A 23,729-nucleotide genomic window follows, 5' to 3' on the forward strand; every position below is an offset into this window, starting at 1 on the left:
GGCTTCAGATAACCGCCGACTTGGCGGCGCGCAGGATACGGTCGGACAACTCGCCGGTGCCCAAGGCACGGGCCAGCGCCAGACCACCGACCATCAGGGCCAAGTCAGCCAAAGCCTTGTCGGCGTCTTCGGGGCGATCGACCATCGCCGCAGTCATCAGCTCGATATGTTCGGCCAGCACTTCACGAAAGATGTCCGGCAGGCGCTGCATCTCGCCGATCGAATTGGGCAACGGGCAAGCATGCACTTCGGCATCACGGTGCTTGCGCGAAAGGTAGAAAGCGCTTACCAGCGCTCGCCGCCCTGCACCATCCAGGGTGGGGTCAACGTGGGCGAGCAAGGCCCGGCGCTCGCCAAGCAATTGGCGAAAGGCCTCGAGCATGAGTTCGTCCTTGCTGTCGAAGTGGGCATAGAAGCCCCCTACAGTAAGCCCCGCAGCGCCCATGACCTGGCTGACGCTCGGCTCCGCCGGGCCATGCTGGATCAGCGCACTGCAGGCAGCCTCGAGAATGCGCTCGCGGGTTTTGGTCTTCTTGTCGCTCATGGTGCAGTTCACCGGGGAAATATGATGATCAAAATATTATACTCATCATATTTTTCCGCAAGCAGAATCTGCCGCCCTCTATCGCCGCGCGCTGGTTTTGGGAAGGGTAAAAAAACAAAAGGCCCATTCAATAAGCGAATGAGCCTTTAAAGTCCCGCAAAACGCGGGTAAACGTGGCGTCCCCTAGGGGACTCGAACCCCTGTTACCGCCGTGAAAGGGCGGTGTCCTAGGCCACTAGACGAAGGGGACGTAACCTTCGCGAAGATCTGCTGCGCAGACCCTGGCTAAATTGGTGGAGCTAAGCGGGATCGAACCGCTGACCTCCTGCATGCCATGCAGGCGCTCTCCCAGCTGAGCTATAGCCCCGAAAACAAAAGGCTCATCCAATGTGCGAATGAGCCTCTTAAAGCCCCGCAAAACGCGGGTAAAGTGGCGTCCCCTAGGGGACTCGAACCCCTGTTACCGCCGTGAAAGGGCGGTGTCCTAGGCCACTAGACGAAGGGGACGAAACCTTCGCTAAGATCCGCCAACGCGAACCCTGGCTAAATTGGTGGAGCTAAGCGGGATCGAACCGCTGACCTCCTGCATGCCATGCAGGCGCTCTCCCAGCTGAGCTATAGCCCCGGATTTCTAGCCTCTCGGCCCAGCGACATCCTAAAACATCGCTTGTGCAAAACTGGCGTCCCCTAGGGGACTCGAACCCCTGTTACCGCCGTGAAAGGGCGGTGTCCTAGGCCACTAGACGAAGGGGACGAACCTTCTTACCTTCAAGACCCGTTTGCTGGAACCGGTCTTGCTTGGCAGCCTTGGCTACCAAGCGGAATTTGGTGGAGCTAAGCGGGATCGAACCGCTGACCTCCTGCATGCCATGCAGGCGCTCTCCCAGCTGAGCTATAGCCCCACAATGTCGCTTTGAGCTGAAGTCGCTGGCTGGGTGCCTTGCGCTTCGTTTCGCTCATCGCTGTGGACGGGGCGCATATTAAGATCGGATTGCAGTGCTGTCAAACAAATTCTTGAAAAAATTCAAAAGTTTTTTCACAGATAACAATCACTTACCGCCCTGCCCCGAAACATTGCAACGATTGCTGAGCAATTGAACCTGCAAGGGCGGGCATGCCCGCCCTTGCAGGTTAGGGTTACGGCCGCCTCAGGCGATGGTCGCCAGCAGCTTTTCCCACTCTTTGTTTTCTTTCTTCGACACGCCACCCAGCAGGTCCAGGGCCTGACGCAGACGGTAGCGGGTCAGGTCCGGGCCAAGGATCTCCATCGCATCGAGCACCGACACCGAGCTGGCCTGGCCAGTGATGGCAGCGAACATCAGCGGCATGGCGTCACGCAATTTCAGCTCCAGCGCTTCGACCACCGCCTGGATGCACCCGGTAATGCGGTCTTTTTCCCACTGGCGCAGACTTTCGAGCTTCCACAGGATCAATTGCATCACCTGACGCACCTGGTCTGCAGACAGCTTCTTGCTTTCGAACAACGTGGCGTCGAGCCTGAGCGCACCTTCGAAGAAGAAGCCGCCCAGCGGGGCAATCTGGCTGAAGGTTTCGACCCGGCCCTGCACGTGCGGGGCAATCTTCATCATGTAGTCGCTGTTGAACGCCCATTGCTGAACACGCGCGGCGAATTCTTCCACCGGCAACTCACGCAGCCACTGGCCGTTGAGCCACGACAGTTTCTCGATGTCGAAGATGGGGCCACCCAGGGAGATGCGCGACAGGTCGAAGTGCTCGACCATTTCGGCCAGGGAGAACTTCTCGCGCTCATCCGGCATCGACCAGCCCATGCGGCCCAGGTAGTTGAGCATTGCCTCGGGCATGAAACCCATGCGCTCGTAGAACGTTACCGAGGTCGGGTTCTTGCGCTTGGACAGCTTGCTCTTGTCCGGGTTACGCAGCAGCGGCATGTAGCACAGCTTGGGTTGTTCCCAGCCGAAGTACTCATACAGCTTGATCAGCTTCGGCGCCGACGGCAGCCACTCTTCGCCACGCAGCACGTGGGTGATGCCCATCAGGTGGTCGTCGACCACGTTGGCCAGGAAGTAGGTCGGCAGGCCGTCGTTCTTCATCAGCACCTGCATGTCCATGCGGTCCCATGGGATCTCGACATCGCCACGGAGCATGTCCGGGACCACGCAGATACCTTCGCTCGGCACCTTCATGCGGATCACATGGGGCTCACCTGCGGCCAGGCGGCGCTGCACCTCTTCGGCGCTCAGCAGCAGGGCGCGGCCGTCGTAGCGCGGGGTTTCGCCGCGGGCCATCTGCTCGGCACGCATCTGCTCGAGTTCTTCGGCTGTGCAGAAGCAATAAAACGCATGGCCGGCATCGACCAGTTGCTTGGCGTACTTGGCGTAAATCTCGCCACGCTCGCTCTGCCGGTACGGGCCGTGCGGACCGCCGACATCCGGCCCTTCATTCCATTCGATGCCAAGCCAGCGCAGGGCGTCGAAGATCTGCTGTTCCGACTCGCGGGTCGAGCGCAACTGGTCAGTGTCTTCGATGCGCAGGATGAACTCACCGCCGTGCTGCTTGGCAAAGCAGTAGTTGAACAGGGCGATGTAGGCGGTGCCGACATGGGGGTCGCCCGTGGGCGATGGCGCGATACGCGTGCGAACGGTGGTCATGGAGAGTCTCGAACGAAAGATGAAACAAAGGCGGGATGTTAGCAGGGAGCAGGCACCTGGCTCCAGCAATGGCGCGAACGTCACTTGTGGTGAGCCTGCCTATCGCTGTTAAATTTGCTTACATTTCTGGAACGATAGTCCCCATGCCCGCTCAACTCAAACGCCGCCTGCTGATCTTCTTCACCCTGGTGGCCATCATCGCCCTCGCCTTCCTGGCCCACTGGTATTTCAAGGGCCGTTTCTACGAGAGCACCGACAACGCCTACGTGCAGGGTGAGATAACACGCATCTCCAGCCAGCTTGGCGCCCGCATCGACGAGGTGCGCGTGGAGGACAACCAGCATGTAGAAAAAGGTGAGCTGCTGGTGCGCCTGGAAGCGGCAGACTTCGACCTGGCCCTGGAACGCGCACGCGCAGCCCTGGCCACCCGCGAAGCGGAATACGTGCAGGCACAAAGCCGCCTGACCCAGCAAGGCAGCCTGATCGCTGCAGGCCAGGCCCAGGTCGCCGCCAACCAGGCCACCTTCGACCGGTCGCGCCTGGACCTCAACCGGGCCGAGAAGCTGCGCATACCGGGCTTCGTTTCCGAAGAGCGAGTGACCACCCTGTCGGCGGAAAACCATGTCGCCGGCTCCCAGGTCGACAAAGCCCGTGCCGACCTGCAAAGCCAGCGCCAGCAAGTCAATGCGCTGTCCGCAGAGCTCAAGCGCCTTGACGCGCAGATAGCCAACGCCCGTGCCGACCTGGCCCAGGCCGAACTGAACCTGACCCGTTGCGAGATCCGCGCCCCGATCAGCGGTACCATCGGCCAGCGCAACGCGCGCAACGGCCAGGTGGTGCAAGCCGGCGCTTATCTGCTGTCGATCGTGCCCGACGAAGCTATCTGGGTGCAGGCCAACTTCAAGGAAACCCAGATAGGCCGCATGCAGCCCGGCCAGCGCGCCGAGCTGCTGTTCGACAGCTACCCCGACACGCCGATCGAGGGCCGTGTCGACAGCCTGTTCGCCGCCTCCGGCGCGCAGTTCAGCCTGCTGCCGCCGGACAATGCCACGGGCAACTTCACCAAGGTGGTCCAGCGTATCCCGGTGAAGCTGACCTTCGCCGCCGACAACCCGCTACACGGGCGTATCCGCCCCGGCATGTCGGTAACCGCCACCGTCGACCTGCGCACTGCAGACAAAGACCACAATGGCCGGTGATCCGTTGCTCCGGCCTGCCGCAGAGCCCAGCCGGCGCGACTGGATCGCGGTGATGAGCGTGATGCTCGGCGCCTTCATGGCGGTGCTGGACATCCAGATCACCAACTCCTCGCTCAAGGACATCCAGGGGGCGCTATCGGCGACCCTGGAGGAAGGCTCGTGGATCTCCACCTCCTACCTGGTGGCGGAGATCATCATGATTCCGCTGACCGCCTGGCTGGTGCAGTTGCTGTCGGCGCGGCGCCTTGCAGTGTGGGTTTCCGCCGGTTTTCTGCTGTCCTCCCTGCTGTGCTCCATGGCCTGGAACCTGGAGAGCATGATCCTGTTCCGCGCCCTGCAAGGCTTTACAGGGGGTGCGCTGATCCCCCTGGCGTTCACCCTGACCCTGATCAAGCTGCCCGAACACCACCGTGCCAAAGGCATGGCGATGTTCGCCATGACCGCCACCTTCGCCCCCTCCATCGGCCCCACTCTGGGCGGCTGGCTGACCGAAAATTGGGGCTGGGAATATATCTTCTACATCAACATCCCGCCTGGGCTGGTCATGATCGCCGGGTTGATGTATGGACTCGAGAAGAAGGAGGCACACTGGGAACTGCTCAAAAGTACCGACTATGCGGGCATCGTGACCCTGGGCCTGGGGCTGGGCTGCCTGCAGGTGTTCCTTGAAGAGGGCCACCGCAAGGACTGGCTGGAATCCAACCTGATCGTCGGGCTGGGCAGCGTCGCCCTGATCAGCCTGATCACCTTTGTCATCCTGCAGTTTTCCAAACCGCACCCGTTGATCAACCTGCGCATTCTCGGCAACCGCAACTTCGGCCTGTCCAGCATTGCCAGCCTAGGCATGGGGGTTGGGTTATATGGGTCGATCTACCTGCTGCCGCTGTACCTGGCACAGATACAGGGCTACAACGCCTTGCAGATCGGCGAGGTGATCATGTGGATGGGCGTGCCACAGCTGTTCTTGATACCGCTGGTGCCGCAGTTGATGAAGGTGGTGCCGCCCAAGCTGTTGTGTGCGCTGGGCTTTTGCCTGTTCGGCGCCGCCAGCTTCGGGTCCGGCGTGCTGAACCCCGACTTCGCCGGGCCACAGTTCAACCATATCCAGATCATTCGCGCGCTCGGGCAACCGATGATCATGGTGACCATCTCACTGATCGCCACCGCCTATATCCAGCAGCAGGATGCCGGTTCTGCATCGAGCCTGTTCAACATCTTGCGCAACCTCGGCGGCGCTATTGGCATCGCCCTGCTCGCCACCTTGCTGGATGCGCGAACCAAGGTGTATTTCGATTACTTGCGCGAGGCCGTGGTGCCGAGCAATCCACAGGTGGCCGAACGCCTGGCGCAACTGGCGGAGCGGTTGGGCAATGACAATGCGGCACTGGGCAAGTTGAGCGAGATTACCCATCAGCAGGCGCTGATCATGGCCTACAACGATGCCTTCCACTTCGTGGGGATCGGGTTGGCAGTGAGCATGGTGGCAGTGCTACTGACCCGCAAGCTACCGGAGGGGTTGAAGGCCGCAGAGGCGCACTGACGGCGCTCCTTGAGCGGAGCGCCATGCCGGGCACGGTCAACTGGTAATCAGGCGCTCCCGAAGCTGAGTGATCTCGTCGCGCAACTGCGCCGCCGCCTCAAACTCCAGATCGCGGGCGAACTGCATCATCTTCTCTTCCAACTGTTTGATGCGCTTGGTGATTTCGCCCGGCGTACGCAGTTCGGCTTCGTAACGGGCGCTCTCCTCCGCAGCCTTGGCCATGCCTTTGCGCTTCTTGCTGCGCGAACCCGGCACGGTGGCGCCTTCCATGATATCGGTGATGTCCTTGACCACGCCCTTGGGCACGATGCCGTTGGCAGTGTTGAAGGCGATCTGCTTCTCGCGGCGGCGCTCGGTTTCGTCGATGGCCCGCTGCATGGAGCCGGTGACCTGGTCGGCGTAAAGGATGGCGCGCCCATTGAGGTTACGCGCAGCGCGACCGATGGTCTGGATCAGCGAACGCTCGGAGCGCAGGAACCCTTCCTTGTCGGCATCGAGGATCGCCACCAGCGACACCTCAGGCATGTCCAGGCCCTCGCGCAGCAGGTTGATGCCCACCAGCACGTCAAAGGTGCCAAGGCGCAGGTCGCGAATGATCTCGACCCGCTCCACCGTGTCGATGTCCGAGTGCAGATAGCGCACCCGCACATCGTGATCGGCCAGGTAATCGGTCAGGTCCTCGGCCATGCGTTTGGTCAACGTGGTGGCCAGCACCCGATCGCCCTGGGCCACGCGCTTGCGAATCTCCGACAGCAGGTCGTCGACCTGAGTCAGCGCCGGGCGCACCTCGACCTGCGGGTCGACCAGGCCTGTGGGGCGCACCACCTGCTCGACCACTCGGCCGGCATGTTCGGCTTCGTAGGGGCCTGGTGTGGCCGAGACGAAGATGGTCTGCGGGCTCACCGCCTCCCACTCATCGAAGCGCATCGGCCGGTTGTCCAGTGCCGAAGGCAGGCGGAAGCCGTACTCGACCAGTGTTTCCTTGCGTGAACGGTCCCCTTTGTACATCGCGCCCACCTGGGGAACGCTGACATGGGACTCGTCGATCACCAACAGCGCATCGGGCGGCAAGTAATCGTAGAGGGTGGGCGGTGGCGCACCGGCCGGGCGCCCGGACAGGTAGCGCGAGTAGTTCTCGATACCATTGCAGTAGCCCAGTTCGAGAATCATCTCCAGGTCGAAGCGGGTGCGCTGCTCCAGGCGCTGGGCCTCGACCAGCTTGTTCGCCTTGTGCAGGTACTCCAGACGGTCCTTGAGCTCTTCCTTGATGCCTTCCACCGCGCCCAGCAGGGTTTCCCGCGGGGTGACGTAGTGGCTCTTGGGGTAGAAGGTAAAGCGTGGCAGCTTGCGGAAGACTTCGCCCGTCAGCGGGTCAAAGGCGGCGATGTTCTCCACCTCGTCATCGAACAGCTCGATGCGGATGGCTTCCAGGTCCGATTCGGCCGGGAAGATATCGATCACGTCACCCCGCACGCGAAAGGTGGCACGGGCGAAGTCCATCTCGTTGCGGGTGTATTGCAGGTCCGCCAGGCGGCGCAGCAGCGCACGCTGGTCCAGCTTGTCGCCACGGTCGACGTGCAGGACCATCTTCAGGTAGGTCTCGGGGCTACCCAAGCCATAAATGCACGATACGGTAGTGACAATGATTGCATCGCGCCGCTCCAGCAGTGCCTTGGTGGCGGACAGGCGCATCTGCTCGATGTGGTCGTTGATCGAGGCATCCTTCTCGATGAAGGTATCCGACGATGGCACATAGGCTTCGGGCTGGTAGTAGTCGTAGTAGGAAACGAAATACTCCACTGCGTTGTTCGGGAAGAACGCCTTGAATTCGCCATACAGCTGGGCAGCCAGGGTCTTGTTCGGCGCCAGCACCAGGGTCGGCCGCTGCACCTGCTGGATGACGTTGGCGATGCTGAAGGTCTTGCCCGAACCGGTCACGCCGAGCAGGGTCTGGTGCGACAGCCCCGCATCGATGCCCTCGACCATCTGGCGAATAGCCTCGGGCTGGTCGCCGGCCGGCTGAAATCGGGTGACGAGCTGGAACTCGGACATGACGGACCTCGCGGTAACGCAGTAACTGTAAATTTAGCCAGTAGTCTATACGCAAATAGGCCCGCAGGGGTCCAGATTCAAGCCCCAGGTGCGAGCACTCTTTGCGATGGACCCGCCAATTCGACCAATGGTTGAAAAATATTTGCGCAAATGATTGGAAAAGCTGCGCCAGAGTGTCGCAGTGACCGGTCGGTATCACTATACTGACTCCCCGTTTGTGCACCGCTTCAGTGCATTTCGGCTGGAGCGTGTACGTCCTATCACTCTCCATTCAGAGCCAAGGTAACAATGAGCCTGTTTTCCGCTGTCGAGCTGGCACCCCGCGACCCCATTCTGGGCCTCAACGAAGCATTCAACGCCGATCCCCGGACCGACAAGGTCAACCTGGGCGTGGGCGTGTACTGCAATGAGGAAGGCCGCATTCCGCTGCTGCGCGCCGTGATCGAAGCCGAAACCCAGCGTGCTGCCCAGCATGCATCGCGCGGCTACCTGCCGATCGACGGCATCGCCACCTACGACCAGGCCGTGCAGAAACTGATTTTCGGCGCCGAATCGCCTTTGCTGGCCGCTGGCCGCGTGGTCACCGTGCAGGCCGTGGGCGGCACCGGCGCTCTGAAGATCGGCGCCGACTTCCTCAAGCGCCTGTCGCCCAATGCCGTGGTGGCCATCAGCGACCCAAGCTGGGAAAACCACCGCGCGCTGTTCGAAACAGCTGGTTTCCCGGTACAGACCTACCGCTACTACGACGCCCCGAGCAACGACGTCAATCGCGCCGGCATGCTTGAGGACCTGAACGCCCTGCCGTCCGGCTCGGTCGTCGTGCTGCACGCCTGCTGCCACAACCCGACGGGTGTCGACCTCACCCTGGACGACTGGAAAAACGTCCTGGAAGTGGTCAAGGCCAAGGGCCATGTGCCGTTCCTCGACATGGCCTACCAGGGCTTTGGTGCTGGCATCGCCGAAGACGCCTTCGCCGTGCGCCTGTTCGCCGAGTCGGGCCTGGACTTCTTCGTTTCCAGCTCGTTCTCCAAGTCGTTCTCGCTGTACGGCGAGCGCGTCGGCGCGCTGTCGATCGTCACGGGCTCGAAGGACGAAAGCACCCGTGTGCTGTCGCAGGTCAAGCGTGTGATCCGTACCACCTACTCCAACCCGCCGACCCACGGCGCGACCATCGTCGCCACCGTGCTCAATAGCGCTGAGCTGTGCCAGATGTGGGAAACCGAGCTGGCCGAAATGCGCACCCGCATCCACGGCATGCGCAAGCAGATGGTCGAACTGCTGGCCGAATATGGCGCCAAGCGCGACTTCAGCTTCGTTGGCCGCCAAGCGGGCATGTTCTCCTACTCGGGCCTGACCGTCGAGCAGGTGGCACGCTTGAAGAACGAGTTCGGGATCTATGCGCTGGACACCGGCCGCATCGCGGTCGCCGCACTGAATCAAAGCAACATCCACGTGGTGACCAAAGCCATCGTCGAAGTACTGTAACGGCTTGATCTGGCTGCCTGGACTGCTAAGGGGTGGGTTGACTTCCCCTTAGCAATCAGTAAGATAGGCGCAGATTCCGCGATAGCTCAGTCGGTAGAGCAAATGACTGTTAATCATTGGGTCCCTGGTTCGAGTCCAGGTCGCGGAGCCAAATACTGAAAACCTCCAAGTGCGCAAGCACTGGAGGTTTTTTCATTTCTGCTCGGCCGGATTGAGCAGTGGCTCGGTAACAGGCTTACCCGTGTCCACCAGGCTCCAGACCAGCAACCTGGCAGGCTCGGTCTTGCTGGCATTGCGCGAAACGCTGTGTACCGTACCCGGCGCTTCGTACCAGTAATCACCGGCCCTGTAGGTCCTTTCCTGCTGGTCGTTGAGCTTCGACACTACCGTCCCTTCGAGCACGTAGGCCATCACTGCACCAGGATGCTGGTGGGCGGGAGATGCCTGGCCGGGCGCATAGCGGACGGTAAGCATCACGGCGGTCTTGCCGGGGGCGTTCGACGGTTGCTGTTTCTGCAGGACTTCGACCTGATCAGTCACGTTACCGTGCGCCCAGGCGCTGGGCTGCCCCGTGAGCAGACCGGCACTGACAAGCAAGGCAAAGGAAAGGCGCGAGGGCTTCATGGGTTTCTCCTGATTGGCAACTGCCAGCAGGGTATGCCCTGGCGCGTGGGTGACCAATGGCCAATTCAGGGAAAAAGCAGGGGGCCGCTGCTGCGCCGGTATGTCAGGCACTACGCCCGATCGGATAGAACTCGCCATGGCTCCAGACCCCTAGCCATTCTTCGCCTTCGATCACCCGGGGTACTGCCAGCTCCACCATTTGGTAGAACACATTACGATGGATCAATGCCTCAAGGTTGCTGCGCATCAGCACATAAGGCGAGGGTTCCTGCGTGAGTGGATCGATCTCGACCCGCACCGGGTTGTCCGGCCCGGCCTCGGCCTGATCGTCGACATTGCTGGTAAACCGCAGGACCTGTTGTTCACCACTGCCCTGCACGTCCAGGGTAACGGCAACAAAGGGGGCATCGTCGACTCGGATACCCACCTTTTCCACGGGCGTGATCAGGAAATAGTCATCGCCATCGCGGCGCAGGATGGTGGAAAAAAGCCGCACCATCGGTTTGCGGCCGATTGGCGTGCCCAGGTAATACCAGGTGCCATCACGGGCAATGCGCATGTCGATGTCACCGCAGAAATCCGGATTCCACAGATGCACCGGCGGCAAGCCCTTGTGCTTGGGGACCTGCGCCAGAAGATCATTGGCCTTGCCGGAATCCGTCATTACCCTGCCCTCACTCACTCATGCCCAGAAGGCTACGAGCGTACTCGCGCATAGGCGCTGCGAGCAAATCCTGCGGTGAGTTGTCGTGGAACGTCAACAAACCGCCACGGCTTTTGATCCGCGCCGTGTCGATCAGGTAGCGGGTGTTGGTCTCGATCAGCATCATCTGCACCACGCCCGTGTCCCACCCCAGGCGGTCGACAGCCTGTTCGTCATACCATTCGTCACCATTGCCGATGCGGTCATCGGTGCGAGCGAAGCGGGTATACAGCACATAGTCGGCGCCGACCGCACGCGCTTCGGCGATCGCCTCTTCCAGACCCAGCGGCCCTTGCGCGCGGCGCACCAGCGGGAAGTACTCGACGAAACTCTTGAACGCCTCCTCGGCTACCACGTTCTGCTTTGGCACCGGGCCTTTGCCCGGCGGCATGAAGGCGCCCTGGCCGATGAAGATGAACGAATCGGGTTGCAGGCGGATCGACAAGGTGCGGCGCGTATCGCTGTGATCCAGCAGGCCGGCATCGCTCATGTGGTAACGGACGCCCTCGCCCATATCGCTGACATTCATGCAGCCGCCCAGCGCCAACAGCGCCAGCGGCAAGACCAGGCTACGCATCTTCCCTCCAGTGGCCGGTGACGAAAAACCGGCGAATAGCCGGCGGATGCAGCTTTTGCGCCAGATCAGCCGCCAATCACTTTCATCACCATCACATCACCGGAAAATGCCACTGCTTGCTTGTCACCCAGCGCCTTCACCAGCAATTGCTGCAGGGCGGGCAGTGCCTGGTGACGCGGCTGCTCCAGCACGTCGCCGATATAGTGACGATTGCCCGACGACAGGCAGCCATGCAGCCAACCCGTGGACGACAGACGCAAGCGCGAACAGCTCCGGCAGAACGGTACGCTTTCATTGGCGATCACGCCAAAATGGCCCTTGCCCATAATGTGATAACGCAGCGCGGTAGCGTCCGGCGGCGCATCGGCCTGTCGAAACGCATGCTCGCGGCCGATCATCGCCAACAACTGCTCGAGCCCCACGAACTGCTGCAAAAAGGCGTTGTGATCACGTGCCAGGTGGCCCATGCGCATCAGCTCGATAAAACGCAGTTCAAAACCATGGGCCAGGCAGTACTCGAGCATTGGCAGCACCTGGTCCAGGTTCTGCCCGCGCATGGGCACCATGTTGACTTTGATCTGCATGCCCATGGCCTGGGCCTGCTGCATGCCGGCCAAGACACTGGCCAGGTCCCCGCCCCGCGCGATACGTCGGAAAGCCTCCCGGTCGAGACTATCAAGGGACACATTCAAGCGGCGGATCCCCGCCGCCTGTAGTTGCGGCAACTTGCGCGCAAGCAGTTGGCCATTGGTGGTCAAGGTGATGTCTTCGAGGTCGAGCCTGGCCACTGCGGCGAGAAATGCATCCAGCCTGGGGCTGACCAGAGGCTCGCCGCCGGTGATACGCAGGCGCTGGATACCCGCGGTTTCCATCAGGTAGGCAACACCTGTTGCCAGCGCCTGCGCCGGAAGTTCGTCCTGCGCCGCCACGAGCCGCTTGCCATCCGGTACGCAATAGGTGCACGCGTAGTTACAGGCAGCCGTCAGGCTGACGCGCAGGTTGCGAAAACGCCTGCCTTGACGATCGACGATCATGGATGACTCCGGCATGGATGAATCGGGGCTGGCAAAACCTGACTCAAAATTCAGGTTTTTGCAAGCCCCTGTCCATGCCGGGTTTACTCACAAACGGCCAGATGCCTCAGCTGGCAGGTTCCGGATCCCGCTTGCGCTTGTTGCCCATGCGTACGCCGATGTCCATGAGGAACTGGAAGAAGCCTTCCTGATCCTCCAGCACGTTGCTCCAGAACGGCGAGTGGTAAAGCGCTACTGCGCCATGCACCAGCGCCCATGCTGCGCAGTAGTGGAAGTACGGTGGCACGTCTTCGAGCTTGCCTTCGCTGATGCGGCCCTTGATCAACTGGGTGAGGCGATCGAAATTGGAGGCACGGATGCTGTGCAACTCCTCGACCATCTCCGGCACCTGGTTGCCCTTGACCACCTTTTCTTCCAGGCGGTCGAACAACCGGTAGCGCTGCGGATCACGCATGCGAAACTCGAAGTAGGCGCGCGACAGCGCCTCCTTGTCACGATCGACATCGGCTGAGTGCAACAGCGCGTTCAGGTCCCGCTCATAGTCGAGCATCAGGCGCAGATAGATCTCCGCCTTGGACTTGAAGTGCTTGTAGATCGTGCCTTTGCCGATACCTACGGCGTCGGCGATCATCTCGACAGTGACGCTGTCTTCACCCTGTTCGAGGAACAGCTTGAGCGCGGTGTCGAGGATTTCCTGTTCGCGACGGCGAAACTCACGGACCTTACGAGGTTCTTTCTGCATAGGAAGGACTGGATGACATTGAAGCGGTTTATTATGCCTAACTTGCAGCAAATTGCACGGATCATCCAACCATGTCTATGTTTCACGATGAGTTCGTCCAGGCCCCAGGGCTGCGCTACCTGAACCATGCGGCCATCGCGCCGTGGCCGCGCCGGGCCAGCGAAGCCGTTGCACGCTTTGCCCAGACCAATGTGCACCTGGGGGCCAGTGACTACTCTACCTGGCTGGCCACCGAACGGCGGCTGCGCGAACGCCTGGCACGGTTGATAAACGCGCCTTCACGCGGCGACATCGCACTGGTCAAGAACACCTCCGAGGCCCTCTCGCTGGTTGCGTTCGGCCTTGATTGGCAACACGGCGACCAGGTTGTTATCAGCGATGAGGAATTCCCCTCCAACCGAGTGGTGTGGGAGGCGCTGGCCGATCGCGGTGTCGACGTGCTTCAGGTGAGCCTTGCCGGCGCCGACCCGGAGGCGTCGCTGCTGGCGGCCTGTGGCCAGCGCACGCGACTGCTTGCGGTCAGTGCCGTGCAGTTCGGCAGCGGGCTGCGCCTGGACCTGGCGCGCCTCGGTGCGGGCTGCCGGACACGCAATGTGCTGTTCTGCGTCGACGCCATTCAACAGATCGGTGCGCTGCCCTTCGACGTGCAGCATTATCAGTGCGATTTCGCCATGGCCGATGGCCACAAATGGATGCTGGGCCCTGAGGGGCTGGGTCTCTTCTACTGCCGCGCCGCGCTACGCCCACAACTTAAGCTCCATGCTTACGGCTGGCACATGCTTGAACACCTGGGAGATTTCGAGCGCCGCCAGTGGCAGCCCGCGCGTAGCGCACGACGCTTCGAGTGTGGCAGCCCGAACATGCTGGGTGCCTGCGCGCTTGAGGCAAGCCTGTCATTGCTGGAGGACGTCGGCATGGACGCGGTCGCCCTGCTGTTGCAGCAGCGCGTCGAACAGTTGCTGCAAGGGCTGGCGAGCATCCCGGGGCTGCGCCTGCATAGCCCGGTCAGCGAGGGCCGCCGCGCTGCAATCGTAACATTCAGTGTCGCGGGGCAAGACAGCACCGAACTCTATCGCAGCCTGCTCGCCGAACGCACGATCTGCGCATTGCGCGGCCCCGGCGTGCGGTTTTCGCCGCATTTCTATACCGACCAGAAGATTATCGAGGAAGCTGTCCAGCAGGTAAGGCGCTTGGCCATGCGCTGAAGAAGGAAGGGACGCCGCGCGTATTCCAAATCTGTTTAAAAAACGTACAACAGGCACTGGCACTGCGCCAAACCTGACCAATACTTGAAGTGTTGGCGCGGCGCATCCCCCCCAAGTGGCGCGCCGATAAAGGTGCTCAGGGACCGCGTACCTTTGTTTTACTCCTAATGGTCTTAACCCGGATTCCCCCCCCAGAACCCGGGTTTTTTTTCGGCCGACAAGCCCGCCGCCACGGCGGCGATGGTGCCGCTACACCCGAGCTTGCCGCGCCGGGCTGGCTTAGGCCACACGGGCCAAGGGGAACAACCGCTTGAAGTTGGCCGTGGTCTGCTCGGCCAACTGCTGGTAACTCACCCCACGCAACGACGCCACATATTCCGCCACCTCACGCACGTACTGCGGCAGGTTGGGCTTACCCCGGTACGGGATCGGCGCCAGGTACGGCGAGTCGGTTTCCACTAGCAGGCGGTCGACCGGCACCTGCCGGGCCACCTCGCGCAGCGCATCGGCATTACGGAAGGTGACGATGCCGGACAACGAAATGTAGTAACCCAGGTCCAGGGCCGCCTTGGCCATGTCCCAGTCTTCGGTGAAACAGTGCAACACCCCGGCTTGGGGCAGGTTCGCCTCGCGCAGCAGCGCCAAGGTATCCGCCCTTGCTGCGCGGGTATGCACGATCACCGGCTTGCCGGTCTGGCGCGATGCTTCCAAGTGCAGGCGGAACGATGCCTGCTGCAGCTCAGCAGCCTCCGGCTCGTAGTGATAGTCCAGCCCCGTTTCGCCTATGGCCACGACATGCGGATGCGCCAGCTCGCGCAGCAGCCATTCCAGCGCCGGTGTTTCACCCGGCGCCAGGTCAAGCGGGTGGACGCCAACCGAGCAATCGACATCGGCATACTGCTCGCTCAGGGCCTTGACCGCACCGGCATTCTCGGCACTTACACCAATGCACAGAAAATGCCCCACTCCCCGCTCGCGGGCAGCCTGCAGGGCAGCATCGAGGGAGCCCTGATGGGCGCTTAGGTCAAGACGGTCAAGATGGCAATGGGAATCTACGAGCATGGGATACGGCACACATGAGGAAATTAAAGATCAGCGCGCACCTGGCAGCTGCAACCAATGGGCCAGCAAGGCCTCCAGCAGCAGGGCACGATTGAGGTTGGCCTTGCCCAACACCTTCTGGCGCTGCTCGAGGATCCACGCCTGCACCTCGAGTACCTTGGCCTGCCGGCTCTTCTGCGCCAGGTATTGCACTACCTTGCGCATGTCGGCCAAGCCTAGCCCTTCTTCATCCTGGGTCAACTGATAGCGCAGGATCAGGTGCGACCAGTCGCAGAACCAGTCGAACAACAGCAGCAACGGCACGCCGTTCCAGGCTTCGGCCAACTGGCTGGGTGACAGCTGCTGCTTGAGCAGTTTCTTCACCCCGTCGGTGACCAGGGCCCGCTGCTCACGCACACCCTGCGCCTGCAGGCTCACGGCCATCAGTGGCGAGCCGGCGGCCAGGGCCAGCAGCTCAGCGCGCTCGGCCTCGTCGCTGTCGGGCAGCGCCGTGGCTAGCCAAGCTTGGCTCTGAGCCAGGCCTGGCTGGGGGCAGGTGACCTGCTGGCAACGGCTCTTGATGGTCGGCAACAGGCGGCTGGGCTGATGGCTCACCAGCAGCAGCACGGTATCGCCCGAGGGTTCTTCCAGGCTTTTGAGTAGCGCGTTGGAGGCGTTGACGTTCATCGCCTCGACCGGCTCGATCAACACCACCTTGCGCCCACCAAGCTGGGCAGTCTGCACCACGAAGGACACCAGCTCGCGCACCTGGTCGACCTTGATCGGCTTGTCGGCCTCCTCTGGTTCCAGCACGAAGTTGTCCGGGTGGCTGCCCGCCTTCAACAACAGGCAGGACTTGCACTGCCCGCAGGCATCCAACCCTTGTGGCTGCTGGCACAACAACCGAGCCATCAGGCGCTCGGCCAAGGCCCGCTTGCCGATGCCCTGAGGCCCATGCAGCAAATAGGCATGGGCGTGCTGGGCACGACCGGCCAACTGCTGCCACAACGCCTGCTGCCAGGGGTAGGCCTCAGCCACGGCAACGCTCCAGGATGCTCGGCAACAGGGCATCCAAGGCACGTTGCACGGCCTCCAGTGGCTGCGCGGCGTCCAGCAGGCTGTAGCGCTGCGGCTCACGCTGGGCACGCTGCAAATAGGCCTGGCGCACGGCCTCGAAGAAGGCCTGACCTTCCTGTTCGAAGCGGTCCAGACGACCCCGCGCAGCCGCACGGGCCAGGCCCACTTCCACTGGCAGGTCGAAGACGAGTGTCAAGTCGGGGCGTAAGGCGCCCTGGACGAACTGCTCAAGCGCAGCAATACGCTCCACTGACAAACCGCGGCCGCCGCCTTGATAGGCGTAGGTGGCATCGGTGAAGCGATCACACAACACCACCGCCCCACGGGCCAGCGCCGGGCGGATAACCAGGGCCAGGTGCTGGGCGCGCGCGGCGAACACCAGCAACAGCTCGGTGTCGGCAGCCATGGTTTCATCGCTGGGCGCCAACAGCAGTTCGCGGACTTTCTCGGCCAGCGGGGTGCCCCCAGGCTCGCGGGTCAGCACGACATCCAACCCCTGCTCACGCAGGCGTGCGGCCAGGTAGTCGCGGTTGGTGCTCTTGCCCGCGCCTTCGGGGCCTTCCAGGGTAATAAACAAGCCGCTCACAGGCAGTCCTTAATGTTGTTCGTCAGGCGCCGGCGCTTCACCCGGAGCGGGCTCGCCGGAGGGGGCCGAGTCCTGCGTGGCGGGCTCGCCCGGTGCTGCAGGGTCTACCGCCGGCGCCTCGCCTGCACCCGGCAGCGCCTGCGGTGCCGGGCTGGACCGGTAGTCGGCGCGCCGCTTGAGCTGAAACTCGCGCACCGCCGAGTTGTGATTGTCGAGGTCGTCGGAGAACACATGGCTGCCATCGCCCCGGGCGACGAAGTACAAGCTGGTGCCGTCGGACGGGTTGAGCGCAGCATGGATTGCCTCGCGCCCTACCATGGCGATCGGCGTCGGTGGTAGCCCAGTCATGGTGTAGGTGTTGTAGGGCGTGGGTTCACGCAGGTCGGCGCGGGTGATCTTGCCGTTGTAGCGCTCGCCCATGCCATAGATGACCGTTGGATCGGTCTGCAACATCATGCCCAGGCGCAGGCGTCGGACGAACACGCCGGCGATCTGCCCGCGCTCCTGGGGGATACCGGTCTCCTTCTCTACCAACGAGGCCATGATCAGCGCCTGGTAAGGGTCACGGTAAGGCAGGTCAGTGGTGCGCTCGGCCCACTCCTTGGCGAGGACTTCGTCCAGGCGCATATAGGCCTGCTGCAGCAGCTCGACATCGCTCATGCCCCGCACGAAGCGATAGGTATCGGGGAAGAAGCGCCCTTCCGGGAACACCCCAGTATGGCCTAGCTTGTCCATCACCTCCGAATCGGCTAGGCCGTCGAGGGTGTGCTTGATCTTTTCATGCTTGGCGATGGCCGAGCGGACCTGGCGGAAGGTCCAGCCTTCGACCAGGGTCAGGTTGTACTGCACCACGTCGGCACGGCGCCAGGCATCGAACAAGTCTTCGACAGTCATGCCGGGGGTGAGGCGGTATTCACCGGTTTTAAGCGGTGTGCCCACCATGTTGAAGCGCCAGTACAGGCGCAGCCAGAAGGCGTCGTCGAGCAACCCCTCGCTCTGCATGCGGTAGAACATGCGGTTAGGGTTGGTGCCACTGGGCACGTCGAGCAGGCGTTCTTGCGTCACATGCAAGGGCTGCTCCAGCACTGAATGAACCTTCCAGGCCGCCCAGCCCAAGGCCAGGCCAGCCAGAATCAAGCCCATTTCCAGCAGCAGCAGGAATTTGCGTCTCACGAATTCAGGTATCCAGTAACGTACGGGCAACGGCCTGCAGTTTACGGGTGAGTGGGCCCGGCGACCAGTTCAATGCAGCAATTGCACGCACAGGCCAGACACCGTAGACGCTATTGCAGACAAACACTTCGTCTGCCTGCTCCAACTCGTCATACGCCACGTCACGTACTTGCACCGCAATGGCCATCGCCTGGGCCTGCTTGAGCAAGGCACTGCGCATCACGCCAGCAACACCACAACGGCTCAGATCAGCCGTCAGCAGCACGCCGTCGCGCACCAGGAACAGATTGCTGTACACGCCCTCGACTACCCTGCCCTGCCCGTCACGCATCAGCCCTTCGGCATGTTCGCTGTCCTGCCATTCGGCACGGGCCAGCACCTGCTCCAGGCGGTTGAGGTGTTTGAGGCCTGCCAGCAAGGGTTGTTCCCCAAGCCGGGTCTGGCAGGAAAACAGTCGCACGCCGTGCTCGGCATGCTCGACAGGATAGCTGGGCAGCGGGCCGCCTTGAAGGATACGCCGGGGTGCGGCGCCAACCACCGGGGCATAGCCACGCTGGCTATCACCGCGGGTAAGGATCAGCTTGGCCACGCCTTCACCCAGCTGGGCGGCGTAACGCAAAATTTCGTCACGCAGCAGTGCCAGGTCGGCGTCGATAGCCAGGCGCTGACAACCCAGCGCCAAGCGGTCCAGATGGCCTTCGAGCAAGCTGGGCCGGCCAGCACGCACGGCGATGGTCTCGAACAGGCCATCGCCGTAGGCCAGGCCACGGTTCTGCAGGTTGACCGCAGTCGCAGGCTGGCCATCGATCCAACTGTGCATCAACCGGCGAACCGGCGGAACACCAGCGAGCCGTTGGTGCCGCCAAAGCCGAACGAGTTGGACAACACCACGTCGATCGGCATGCTGCGCGCCTGGTGCGGCACGAAGTCGAGGTCGCAACCTTCGTCCGGTTCATCCAGGTTGATGGTAGGGGGTGCCATCTGGCTGTTGATCGCCAGTACACTGAAGATCGCCTCGACCGCACCGGCCGCGCCCAGCAAGTGGCCAGTCATCGACTTGGTCGAGCTGACCGCCAGCTTGTAGGCGTGGTCGCCAAACACACGCTTGATCGCCGCAACTTCGGCGACATCGCCAGCCGGGGTTGAGGTGCCATGGGCGTTGATGTAACTGACCTCTTGCGGCTGGATGCCGGCATCGCGCAAGGCATTGGCCATGCAGCGCGCTGCCCCTTCGCCGCTGTCCGGTGGCGAGGTCATGTGGTAAGCATCGCCACTCATGCCAAAACCGACCAGCTCGGCATAGATGGTCGCACCACGGGCCTTGGCGTGCTCCAACTCCTCCAGCACCAAGGCACCGGCACCATCAGACAGCACGAAACCATCGCGGCCCTTGTCCCACGGACGGCTGGCACGGGCCGGCTCATCGTTGCGGGTCGACAGCGCACGCGACGCGCCGAAGCCGCCCATGCCAAGGCCGCACGCCGCCATTTCGGCGCCACCGGCGATCATCACATCGGCCTCACCGTAGGCGATATTGCGCGCGGCCATGCCGATGCAATGAGTACCGGTGGTGCACGCCGTGGCAATGGCGTAGTTCGGCCCCTGCAGCCCAAGGTGAATCGACAGGAAGCCAGAAATCATGTTGATGATCGAACCCGGCACGAAGAATGGCGAAATACGGCGCGGCCCCTGCTCGTGCAAGGTACGGCTGGTTTCTTCGATATTGGTCAGGCCACCGATGCCCGACCCCATGGCCACGCCGATGCGTTCGCGGTTGGCATCGGTGACTTCCAGGCCGGCGTTGCGCACCGCCTGAAAACCGGCTGCCAGCCCGTACTGAATGAACAGGTCAAGCTTGCGAGCCTCCTTGGCCGACAGGTACTGCTCGACCTCGAAGCCCTTCACCGAGCCGCCAAAACGGGTGGAGTAGGCAGACAAGTCCGTGTGTTCGATCGGACCGATGCCACTGCGGCCAGCCAGAATGCCCTGCCAGGTGCTCGGTACATCGGTACCCAGTGGCGACAGCATACCCATACCGGTGACCACGACGCGTCTACGCGACACAGTACTCTCCTTTTCTAATAACAGAGTCTCTTGCCATTGCATTCAAGGCAACGGAATGAAATGGCAACAAGCTCTCGATGCGGATCGGTCGACGCACGCAGCTCGCAAAGAAAAAACCGCACGCCGGCAAAGGCAGTGCGGTTCTTCTCGACAAGAAGCGTCGACTAAAGCGTCTTAGGCCTGGTGGCTGGTGACGTAGTCGATGGCAGCTTGAACGGTAGTGATCTTCTCGGCTTCTTCGTCAGGGATTTCGGTCTCGAATTCCTCTTCCAGAGCCATCACCAGCTCAACGGTGTCAAGCGAATCGGCACCCAGGTCATCGACGAAGGACTTCTCGTTAGTCACTTCCTCTTCCTTGACGCCCAGTTGCTCGGCGACGATTTTCTTGACGCGTTCTTCGATGGTGCTCATACCTAGTTTTCACTCCTAATGGACATATGTCAGGCAGCTGGCCGGTGACCAAGTTTATAGAAAGACGTTCGCTTTTCAAGCTCAACGCACCTTCGGCTTAGTGACCTGGCCCCCTGCCTGGAATCTGGTTGCAGCTTTATAACGGATTTTAGGCTCGCAGTATGACTCTTTTTTTAAGCAATCCGTCACATTGAGTTGCGGTTTTACATGTACATCCCGCCGTTCACCGGCACGGTAGCGCCAGTGACATAGGCTGCGCCGTCAGATGCCAGGAAGGAAACCACCTTGGCGATTTCGTCGGCCTGGCCCAGGCGGCCCAGCGGAATCTGGGTCTGCAGGGCTTCGCGTTGCGCCTCAGGCAGCTCGCGGGTCATGTCGGTGTCGATGAAGCCAGGGGTTACCGAGTTGACGGTAATGCCACGCGAGCCTACTTCACGCGCCAAGGCGCGGCTGAAGCCTTCCAGGCCTGCCTTGGCGGCCGCGTAGTTGGCCTGGCCAGCGTTACCCATGGCGCCGACGACCGAACCGATGCTGATGATACGACCCCAACGCGCCTTGGTCATGCCACGCAGCACGCCCTTGGACAAACGGTAGAGGCTGTTCAGGTTGGTATCGATCACGTCGAACCACTCGTCATCCTTCATGCGCAGCATGAGGTTGTCACGAGTGATGCCGGCATTGTTGACCAGAATGGTCGGTGCGCCGAACTGCTCGCCGATGGCGCCCAATACCGCGTCCACGGATTCGGCGCTGGTCACGTTCAGCTCCATGCCGGTGCCGGCGATGCCGTGTTCTTTCAGGGTAGCGGCAATGCGCTCGGCACCAGAAGCCGAAGTGGCCGTACCGATCACGGTCGCGCCCTGGCGGCCGAGCTCGAGGGCGATGGCCTGGCCGATACCACGGCTGGCGCCGGTCACCAATGCAACTTTACCTTGCAGGCTCATGCAAGCATCTCCAAAAATTCAGGCCAGCGCCGCACGGGTGGCGGCGACGGCGTCAGGGGTATTGAGGTTGTAGGTGGTCACGCCTTCGGCGCAACGCTTGTTCAGGCCAGCCAGGACTTTGCCTGGGCCGCACTCGACCAGGTTGACCGCGCCGTTGGCGGCCAGGGTCTGCACACACTCGACCCAGCGCACGGGCTGGTAAAGTTGCGCCAGCAAGTCCTGCTTGAGGGTGTCGAGGTCGGCGGCGATGGCAGCCGTGACGTTCTGCACCACCGGGATTTGCGGCGCCTTCCATTCAATGGCGTTGACGTCGTCGGCAAACCGCTCGGCGGCCGGCTTCATCAATGCACAGTGCGACGGCACGCTGACCGGCAACGGCAAGGCGCGCTTGGCGCCCTTGGCCTTGCACAGCTCGATGGCACGGTTGACCGCTGCGACGTTGCCGGCAATGACCACCTGGCCCGGAGAGTTGAAGTTAACAGCGCTGACCACTTCATCTTCGGCCGCTTCGGCACAGATGGCTTTCACATCGTCGTCGCTCAGGCCGAGGATCGCGGCCATGGCACCGTGGCCAGCCGGCACGGCCTCTTGCATCAGCTCACCACGACGCTTTACCAGCTTGACCGCGTCTTTCAGCGCCAGGCTGCCGGCAGCGACCAGAGCGCTGTATTCACCCAGGCTGTGCCCGGACACGAATGCCGGCTGCGCACCGCCCTCTTCCAGCCACAGGCGCCACAGCGCAATGGAGGCGGTGAGGATGGCAGGCTGTGTCTTGTCGGTTTGGTTGAGTTGTTCTTCCGGACCTTCCTGGACCAGCTTCCACAGGTCGTAACCCAGAGCATCGGACGCTTCTTTGAAGGTCTCGACGATCACTGGCTTCTCGGCGCCGAGCTCTTTGAGCATACCCAGAGACTGGGAACCTTGACCCGGGAAGACGAATGCGAGGGATGCAGACATTGAACAAGCCCTTATGATCTTGTCGTCGGATAGGGCGCGCCGAGCACGAGGCTGGACGCGGAATCTGAACAGTTGGATGGAAACACAGACCAAACGGTCACATTTAAGCACTTCATCGGCGATACGCCTAAGGCAACAGGTCTTCGAGGCGGCCGTGCAGGCGCTGGGGCAGGTTCTCCTGAATCTCGATCAACGCCCGTTGAATGGCGCTCTGGAACCCCTGGACCCCTGCCGAGCCGTGGCTCTTGATGACGATGCCCTGCAACCCCAAAAAGCTTGCGCCATTATGCCGCGCCGGTGCCAGGTCGGCCTGTAGGCGCCTGAGCAGTGGCATGGCCATGGCACCGGCTATACGGGCCAAGGCGCCGCCCTTGAACAACTGCTCGATGCGCGCACCGATCATGGTCGCCAGGCCTTCACTGGATTTGAGCAGAATATTGCCGACAAAGCCGTCGCACACCACGACGTCGGCTTCACCTCGATACAGCCCATCACCTTCGACGAAGCCGACATAATTGAGGCCCCGGGCATTCTGCAGCAGCGTAGCGGCCAACTTGACCTGCTGGTTGCCTTTGATGTCCTCGGTGCCGATGTTCAACAACGCCACCCGCGGACGATGAACCCCCAGGGCCTGAGCGGCCACCGAGCCCATCACGGCAAACTGGTAGAGGTTTTCGGCACTGCAATCGACGTTGGCGCCCAGGTCGAGCAACTGGCAATACCCTACCTGAGTCGGGATGGCCGCCACCATGGCCGGCCGATCGATACCCGGCAGGGTCTTGAGCACAAAACGCGACAGCGCCATCAGCGCACCGGTATTGCCGGCGCTGACGCAGGCTTGAGCCTTGCCATCACGCACCAGTTCCAGGGCAATGCGCATCGACGAATCGGGTTTGCCGCGCAACGCCTGGGACGGCCGCTCGTCCATGCCGATCACCTCACTGGCCGCGACAATCTGCAGGCGCGCGCGATCCGCAGCCGCAAGGCCGCTGACGAGATCTTCAAGGAGGGAGGGTTGACCGACGAGGGTCAGGTGCAGCGAGGGGGTAGCCGAAAGGCAGGCAATGCTAGCCTGGACAATGCTGCGGGGACCGAAGTCCCCGCCCATTGCGTCGATCGCGATGATCTGAGCGGACAAGGA

22 protein-coding genes and 7 tRNA genes are annotated in these 23,729 nt (G+C 62.0%); 5 read left to right on the forward strand and 24 right to left on the reverse strand.

Features of this window, described 5'->3' with window-relative positions; translation table 11 throughout:
- Positions 1 to 4: 4 nt before the first annotated feature.
- The 8 genes from APH34_RS10740 to gltX form a co-directional block, all read right to left on the reverse strand.
- A complete protein-coding gene (locus tag APH34_RS10740; RefSeq protein WP_054901147.1) occupies positions 5 to 544 on the reverse strand; it encodes a TetR/AcrR family transcriptional regulator in 540 nt (179 codons plus the stop codon).
- A 174-nt stretch (positions 545 to 718) separates the two neighbouring features.
- Positions 719 to 794: transfer RNA gene (locus APH34_RS10745), tRNA-Glu, on the reverse strand.
- A gap of 41 nt (positions 795 to 835) precedes the next feature.
- Positions 836 to 911, reverse strand: a tRNA-Ala gene (locus tag APH34_RS10750).
- 64 nt (positions 912 to 975) lie between these two features.
- Positions 976 to 1,051: transfer RNA gene (locus APH34_RS10755), tRNA-Glu, on the reverse strand.
- A 42-nt stretch (positions 1,052 to 1,093) separates the two neighbouring features.
- Positions 1,094 to 1,169 (reverse strand) — tRNA-Ala (locus APH34_RS10760).
- Between the two features lie 53 nt (positions 1,170 to 1,222).
- Positions 1,223 to 1,298, reverse strand: a tRNA-Glu gene (locus APH34_RS10765).
- Positions 1,299 to 1,370: 72 nt separating this feature from the next.
- Positions 1,371 to 1,446 (reverse strand) — tRNA-Ala (locus tag APH34_RS10770).
- Between the two features lie 246 nt (positions 1,447 to 1,692).
- Positions 1,693 to 3,174: a glutamate--tRNA ligase gene (gene gltX, locus APH34_RS10775; RefSeq protein ID WP_054901148.1), complete on the reverse strand. Its 1,482-nt coding sequence runs from the start codon at positions 3,172 to 3,174 to the stop codon at positions 1,693 to 1,695.
- A 143-nt stretch (positions 3,175 to 3,317) separates the two neighbouring features.
- Here gltX and APH34_RS10780 point away from each other — a divergent pair, with 143 nt between their 5' ends.
- Together APH34_RS10780 and APH34_RS10785 are read left to right on the forward strand one after the other, a co-directional pair.
- Positions 3,318 to 4,373 (forward strand): HlyD family secretion protein, encoded by a 1,056-nt coding sequence (locus tag APH34_RS10780; RefSeq protein WP_054901149.1) that lies wholly within the window; start codon positions 3,318 to 3,320, stop codon positions 4,371 to 4,373.
- Between the two features lie 49 nt (positions 4,374 to 4,422).
- Positions 4,423 to 5,913 carry an MDR family MFS transporter gene (locus tag APH34_RS10785; RefSeq protein WP_176516262.1) on the forward strand — a complete coding sequence of 497 codons (1,491 nt, stop codon included), beginning with the start codon at positions 4,423 to 4,425 and terminating at the stop codon, positions 5,911 to 5,913.
- Between the two features lie 36 nt (positions 5,914 to 5,949).
- Here APH34_RS10785 and uvrB read toward each other — a convergent pair whose 3' ends face one another.
- Positions 5,950 to 7,965 carry an excinuclease ABC subunit UvrB gene (uvrB, locus tag APH34_RS10790; protein WP_054901151.1) on the reverse strand — a complete coding sequence of 672 codons (2,016 nt, stop codon included), beginning with the start codon at positions 7,963 to 7,965 and terminating at the stop codon, positions 5,950 to 5,952.
- Between the two features lie 288 nt (positions 7,966 to 8,253).
- Here uvrB and APH34_RS10795 point away from each other — a divergent pair, with 288 nt between their 5' ends.
- Together APH34_RS10795 and APH34_RS10800 are read left to right on the forward strand one after the other, a co-directional pair.
- Positions 8,254 to 9,450 carry an amino acid aminotransferase gene (locus APH34_RS10795; RefSeq protein WP_054901152.1) on the forward strand — a complete coding sequence of 399 codons (1,197 nt, stop codon included), beginning with the start codon at positions 8,254 to 8,256 and terminating at the stop codon, positions 9,448 to 9,450.
- A 75-nt stretch (positions 9,451 to 9,525) separates the two neighbouring features.
- A tRNA-Asn gene (locus tag APH34_RS10800) sits at positions 9,526 to 9,601 on the forward strand.
- Between the two features lie 41 nt (positions 9,602 to 9,642).
- Here APH34_RS10800 and APH34_RS10805 read toward each other — a convergent pair.
- From APH34_RS10805 to APH34_RS10825, 5 genes are all read right to left on the reverse strand, one after another.
- A complete protein-coding gene (locus APH34_RS10805; protein ID WP_054901153.1) occupies positions 9,643 to 10,074 on the reverse strand; it encodes a cupin domain-containing protein in 432 nt (143 codons plus the stop codon).
- Positions 10,075 to 10,177: 103 nt separating this feature from the next.
- The gene (locus APH34_RS10810; protein ID WP_054901154.1) at positions 10,178 to 10,738 is read right to left on the reverse strand and encodes a DUF1285 domain-containing protein; all 561 of its coding nucleotides are present in this window, start codon (positions 10,736 to 10,738) and stop codon (positions 10,178 to 10,180) included.
- A 10-nt stretch (positions 10,739 to 10,748) separates the two neighbouring features.
- A complete protein-coding gene (locus APH34_RS10815; protein WP_054901155.1) occupies positions 10,749 to 11,354 on the reverse strand; it encodes a DUF4823 domain-containing protein in 606 nt (201 codons plus the stop codon).
- A gap of 65 nt (positions 11,355 to 11,419) precedes the next feature.
- Positions 11,420 to 12,388 (reverse strand): GTP 3',8-cyclase MoaA, encoded by a 969-nt coding sequence (locus APH34_RS10820; RefSeq protein WP_054901156.1) that lies wholly within the window; start codon positions 12,386 to 12,388, stop codon positions 11,420 to 11,422.
- A gap of 106 nt (positions 12,389 to 12,494) precedes the next feature.
- Entirely contained in the window at positions 12,495 to 13,130 is a 636-nt protein-coding gene (locus APH34_RS10825; protein WP_012313442.1) for a TetR/AcrR family transcriptional regulator, read from the reverse strand.
- Between the two features lie 71 nt (positions 13,131 to 13,201).
- Between APH34_RS10825 and APH34_RS10830 the strand changes: the two genes are divergently transcribed.
- Complete coding sequence (locus APH34_RS10830; protein WP_054901157.1) at positions 13,202 to 14,335, forward strand: aminotransferase class V-fold PLP-dependent enzyme; 1,134 nt, start codon at positions 13,202 to 13,204, stop codon at positions 14,333 to 14,335.
- Positions 14,336 to 14,614: 279 nt separating this feature from the next.
- Here APH34_RS10830 and APH34_RS10835 read toward each other — a convergent pair whose 3' ends face one another.
- The 10 genes from APH34_RS10835 to plsX form a co-directional block, all read right to left on the reverse strand.
- Positions 14,615 to 15,397: a TatD family hydrolase gene (locus APH34_RS10835; protein ID WP_054901158.1), complete on the reverse strand. Its 783-nt coding sequence runs from the start codon at positions 15,395 to 15,397 to the stop codon at positions 14,615 to 14,617.
- 30 nt (positions 15,398 to 15,427) lie between these two features.
- Positions 15,428 to 16,414, reverse strand: a complete 987-nt coding sequence (locus APH34_RS10840) for a DNA polymerase III subunit delta' (RefSeq protein ID WP_054901159.1) — start codon at positions 16,412 to 16,414, stop codon at positions 15,428 to 15,430.
- Positions 16,407 to 17,039 carry a dTMP kinase gene (gene tmk / locus APH34_RS10845; RefSeq protein WP_054901160.1) on the reverse strand — a complete coding sequence of 211 codons (633 nt, stop codon included), beginning with the start codon at positions 17,037 to 17,039 and terminating at the stop codon, positions 16,407 to 16,409. The genes APH34_RS10840 and tmk overlap by 8 nt, the downstream gene beginning before the upstream one ends.
- 9 nt (positions 17,040 to 17,048) lie before the next feature.
- Complete coding sequence (gene mltG, locus APH34_RS10850) at positions 17,049 to 18,212, reverse strand: endolytic transglycosylase MltG (protein ID WP_054901161.1); 1,164 nt, start codon at positions 18,210 to 18,212, stop codon at positions 17,049 to 17,051.
- A gap of 4 nt (positions 18,213 to 18,216) precedes the next feature.
- Positions 18,217 to 19,032 carry an aminodeoxychorismate lyase gene (pabC, locus tag APH34_RS10855; RefSeq protein ID WP_054901162.1) on the reverse strand — a complete coding sequence of 272 codons (816 nt, stop codon included), beginning with the start codon at positions 19,030 to 19,032 and terminating at the stop codon, positions 18,217 to 18,219.
- Positions 19,032 to 20,276, reverse strand: coding sequence for a beta-ketoacyl-ACP synthase II (gene fabF, locus APH34_RS10860; RefSeq protein WP_054901163.1), 1,245 nt, complete (start codon positions 20,274 to 20,276; stop codon positions 19,032 to 19,034). Before fabF ends, pabC begins: the two co-directional genes overlap by 1 nt.
- A gap of 174 nt (positions 20,277 to 20,450) precedes the next feature.
- Positions 20,451 to 20,687: an acyl carrier protein gene (gene acpP, locus APH34_RS10865; protein ID WP_054901164.1), complete on the reverse strand. Its 237-nt coding sequence runs from the start codon at positions 20,685 to 20,687 to the stop codon at positions 20,451 to 20,453.
- Positions 20,688 to 20,890: 203 nt separating this feature from the next.
- Complete coding sequence (gene fabG / locus APH34_RS10870) at positions 20,891 to 21,631, reverse strand: 3-oxoacyl-ACP reductase FabG (protein ID WP_054901165.1); 741 nt, start codon at positions 21,629 to 21,631, stop codon at positions 20,891 to 20,893.
- 18 nt (positions 21,632 to 21,649) lie between these two features.
- Complete coding sequence (gene fabD / locus APH34_RS10875) at positions 21,650 to 22,588, reverse strand: ACP S-malonyltransferase (RefSeq protein ID WP_054901166.1); 939 nt, start codon at positions 22,586 to 22,588, stop codon at positions 21,650 to 21,652.
- A gap of 127 nt (positions 22,589 to 22,715) precedes the next feature.
- Complete coding sequence (gene plsX / locus APH34_RS10880) at positions 22,716 to 23,726, reverse strand: phosphate acyltransferase PlsX (protein WP_082422773.1); 1,011 nt, start codon at positions 23,724 to 23,726, stop codon at positions 22,716 to 22,718.
- Positions 23,727 to 23,729 lie beyond the last annotated feature (3 nt).

This window comes from Pseudomonas sp. NBRC 111131, assembly GCF_001320525.1.
Taxonomy (GTDB): domain Bacteria; phylum Pseudomonadota; class Gammaproteobacteria; order Pseudomonadales; family Pseudomonadaceae; genus Aquipseudomonas; species Aquipseudomonas ceruminis.

Coding starts and splice junctions, on each gene's coding strand:
- APH34_RS10740 (WP_054901147.1), bottom strand. CDS start 544: ATGAGCGACAAGAAGACCAAAACCCGCGAGCGCATTCTCGAGGCTGCC.
- gltX (WP_054901148.1), bottom strand. CDS start 3,174: ATGACCACCGTTCGCACGCGTATCGCGCCATCGCCCACGGGCGACCCC.
- APH34_RS10780 (WP_054901149.1), top strand. CDS start 3,318: ATGCCCGCTCAACTCAAACGCCGCCTGCTGATCTTCTTCACCCTGGTG.
- uvrB (WP_054901151.1), bottom strand. CDS start 7,965: ATGTCCGAGTTCCAGCTCGTCACCCGATTTCAGCCGGCCGGCGACCAG.
- APH34_RS10795 (WP_054901152.1), top strand. CDS start 8,254: ATGAGCCTGTTTTCCGCTGTCGAGCTGGCACCCCGCGACCCCATTCTG.
- APH34_RS10805 (WP_054901153.1), bottom strand. CDS start 10,074: ATGAAGCCCTCGCGCCTTTCCTTTGCCTTGCTTGTCAGTGCCGGTCTG.
- APH34_RS10810 (WP_054901154.1), bottom strand. CDS start 10,738: ATGACGGATTCCGGCAAGGCCAATGATCTTCTGGCGCAGGTCCCCAAG.
- APH34_RS10815 (WP_054901155.1), bottom strand. CDS start 11,354: ATGCGTAGCCTGGTCTTGCCGCTGGCGCTGTTGGCGCTGGGCGGCTGC.
- APH34_RS10820 (WP_054901156.1), bottom strand. CDS start 12,388: ATGATCGTCGATCGTCAAGGCAGGCGTTTTCGCAACCTGCGCGTCAGC.
- APH34_RS10825 (WP_012313442.1), bottom strand. CDS start 13,130: ATGCAGAAAGAACCTCGTAAGGTCCGTGAGTTTCGCCGTCGCGAACAG.
- APH34_RS10830 (WP_054901157.1), top strand. CDS start 13,202: ATGTCTATGTTTCACGATGAGTTCGTCCAGGCCCCAGGGCTGCGCTAC.
- APH34_RS10835 (WP_054901158.1), bottom strand. CDS start 15,397: ATGCTCGTAGATTCCCATTGCCATCTTGACCGTCTTGACCTAAGCGCC.
- pabC (WP_054901162.1), bottom strand. CDS start 19,032: ATGCACAGTTGGATCGATGGCCAGCCTGCGACTGCGGTCAACCTGCAG.
- acpP (WP_054901164.1), bottom strand. CDS start 20,687: ATGAGCACCATCGAAGAACGCGTCAAGAAAATCGTCGCCGAGCAACTG.
- fabG (WP_054901165.1), bottom strand. CDS start 21,631: ATGAGCCTGCAAGGTAAAGTTGCATTGGTGACCGGCGCCAGCCGTGGT.
- fabD (WP_054901166.1), bottom strand. CDS start 22,588: ATGTCTGCATCCCTCGCATTCGTCTTCCCGGGTCAAGGTTCCCAGTCT.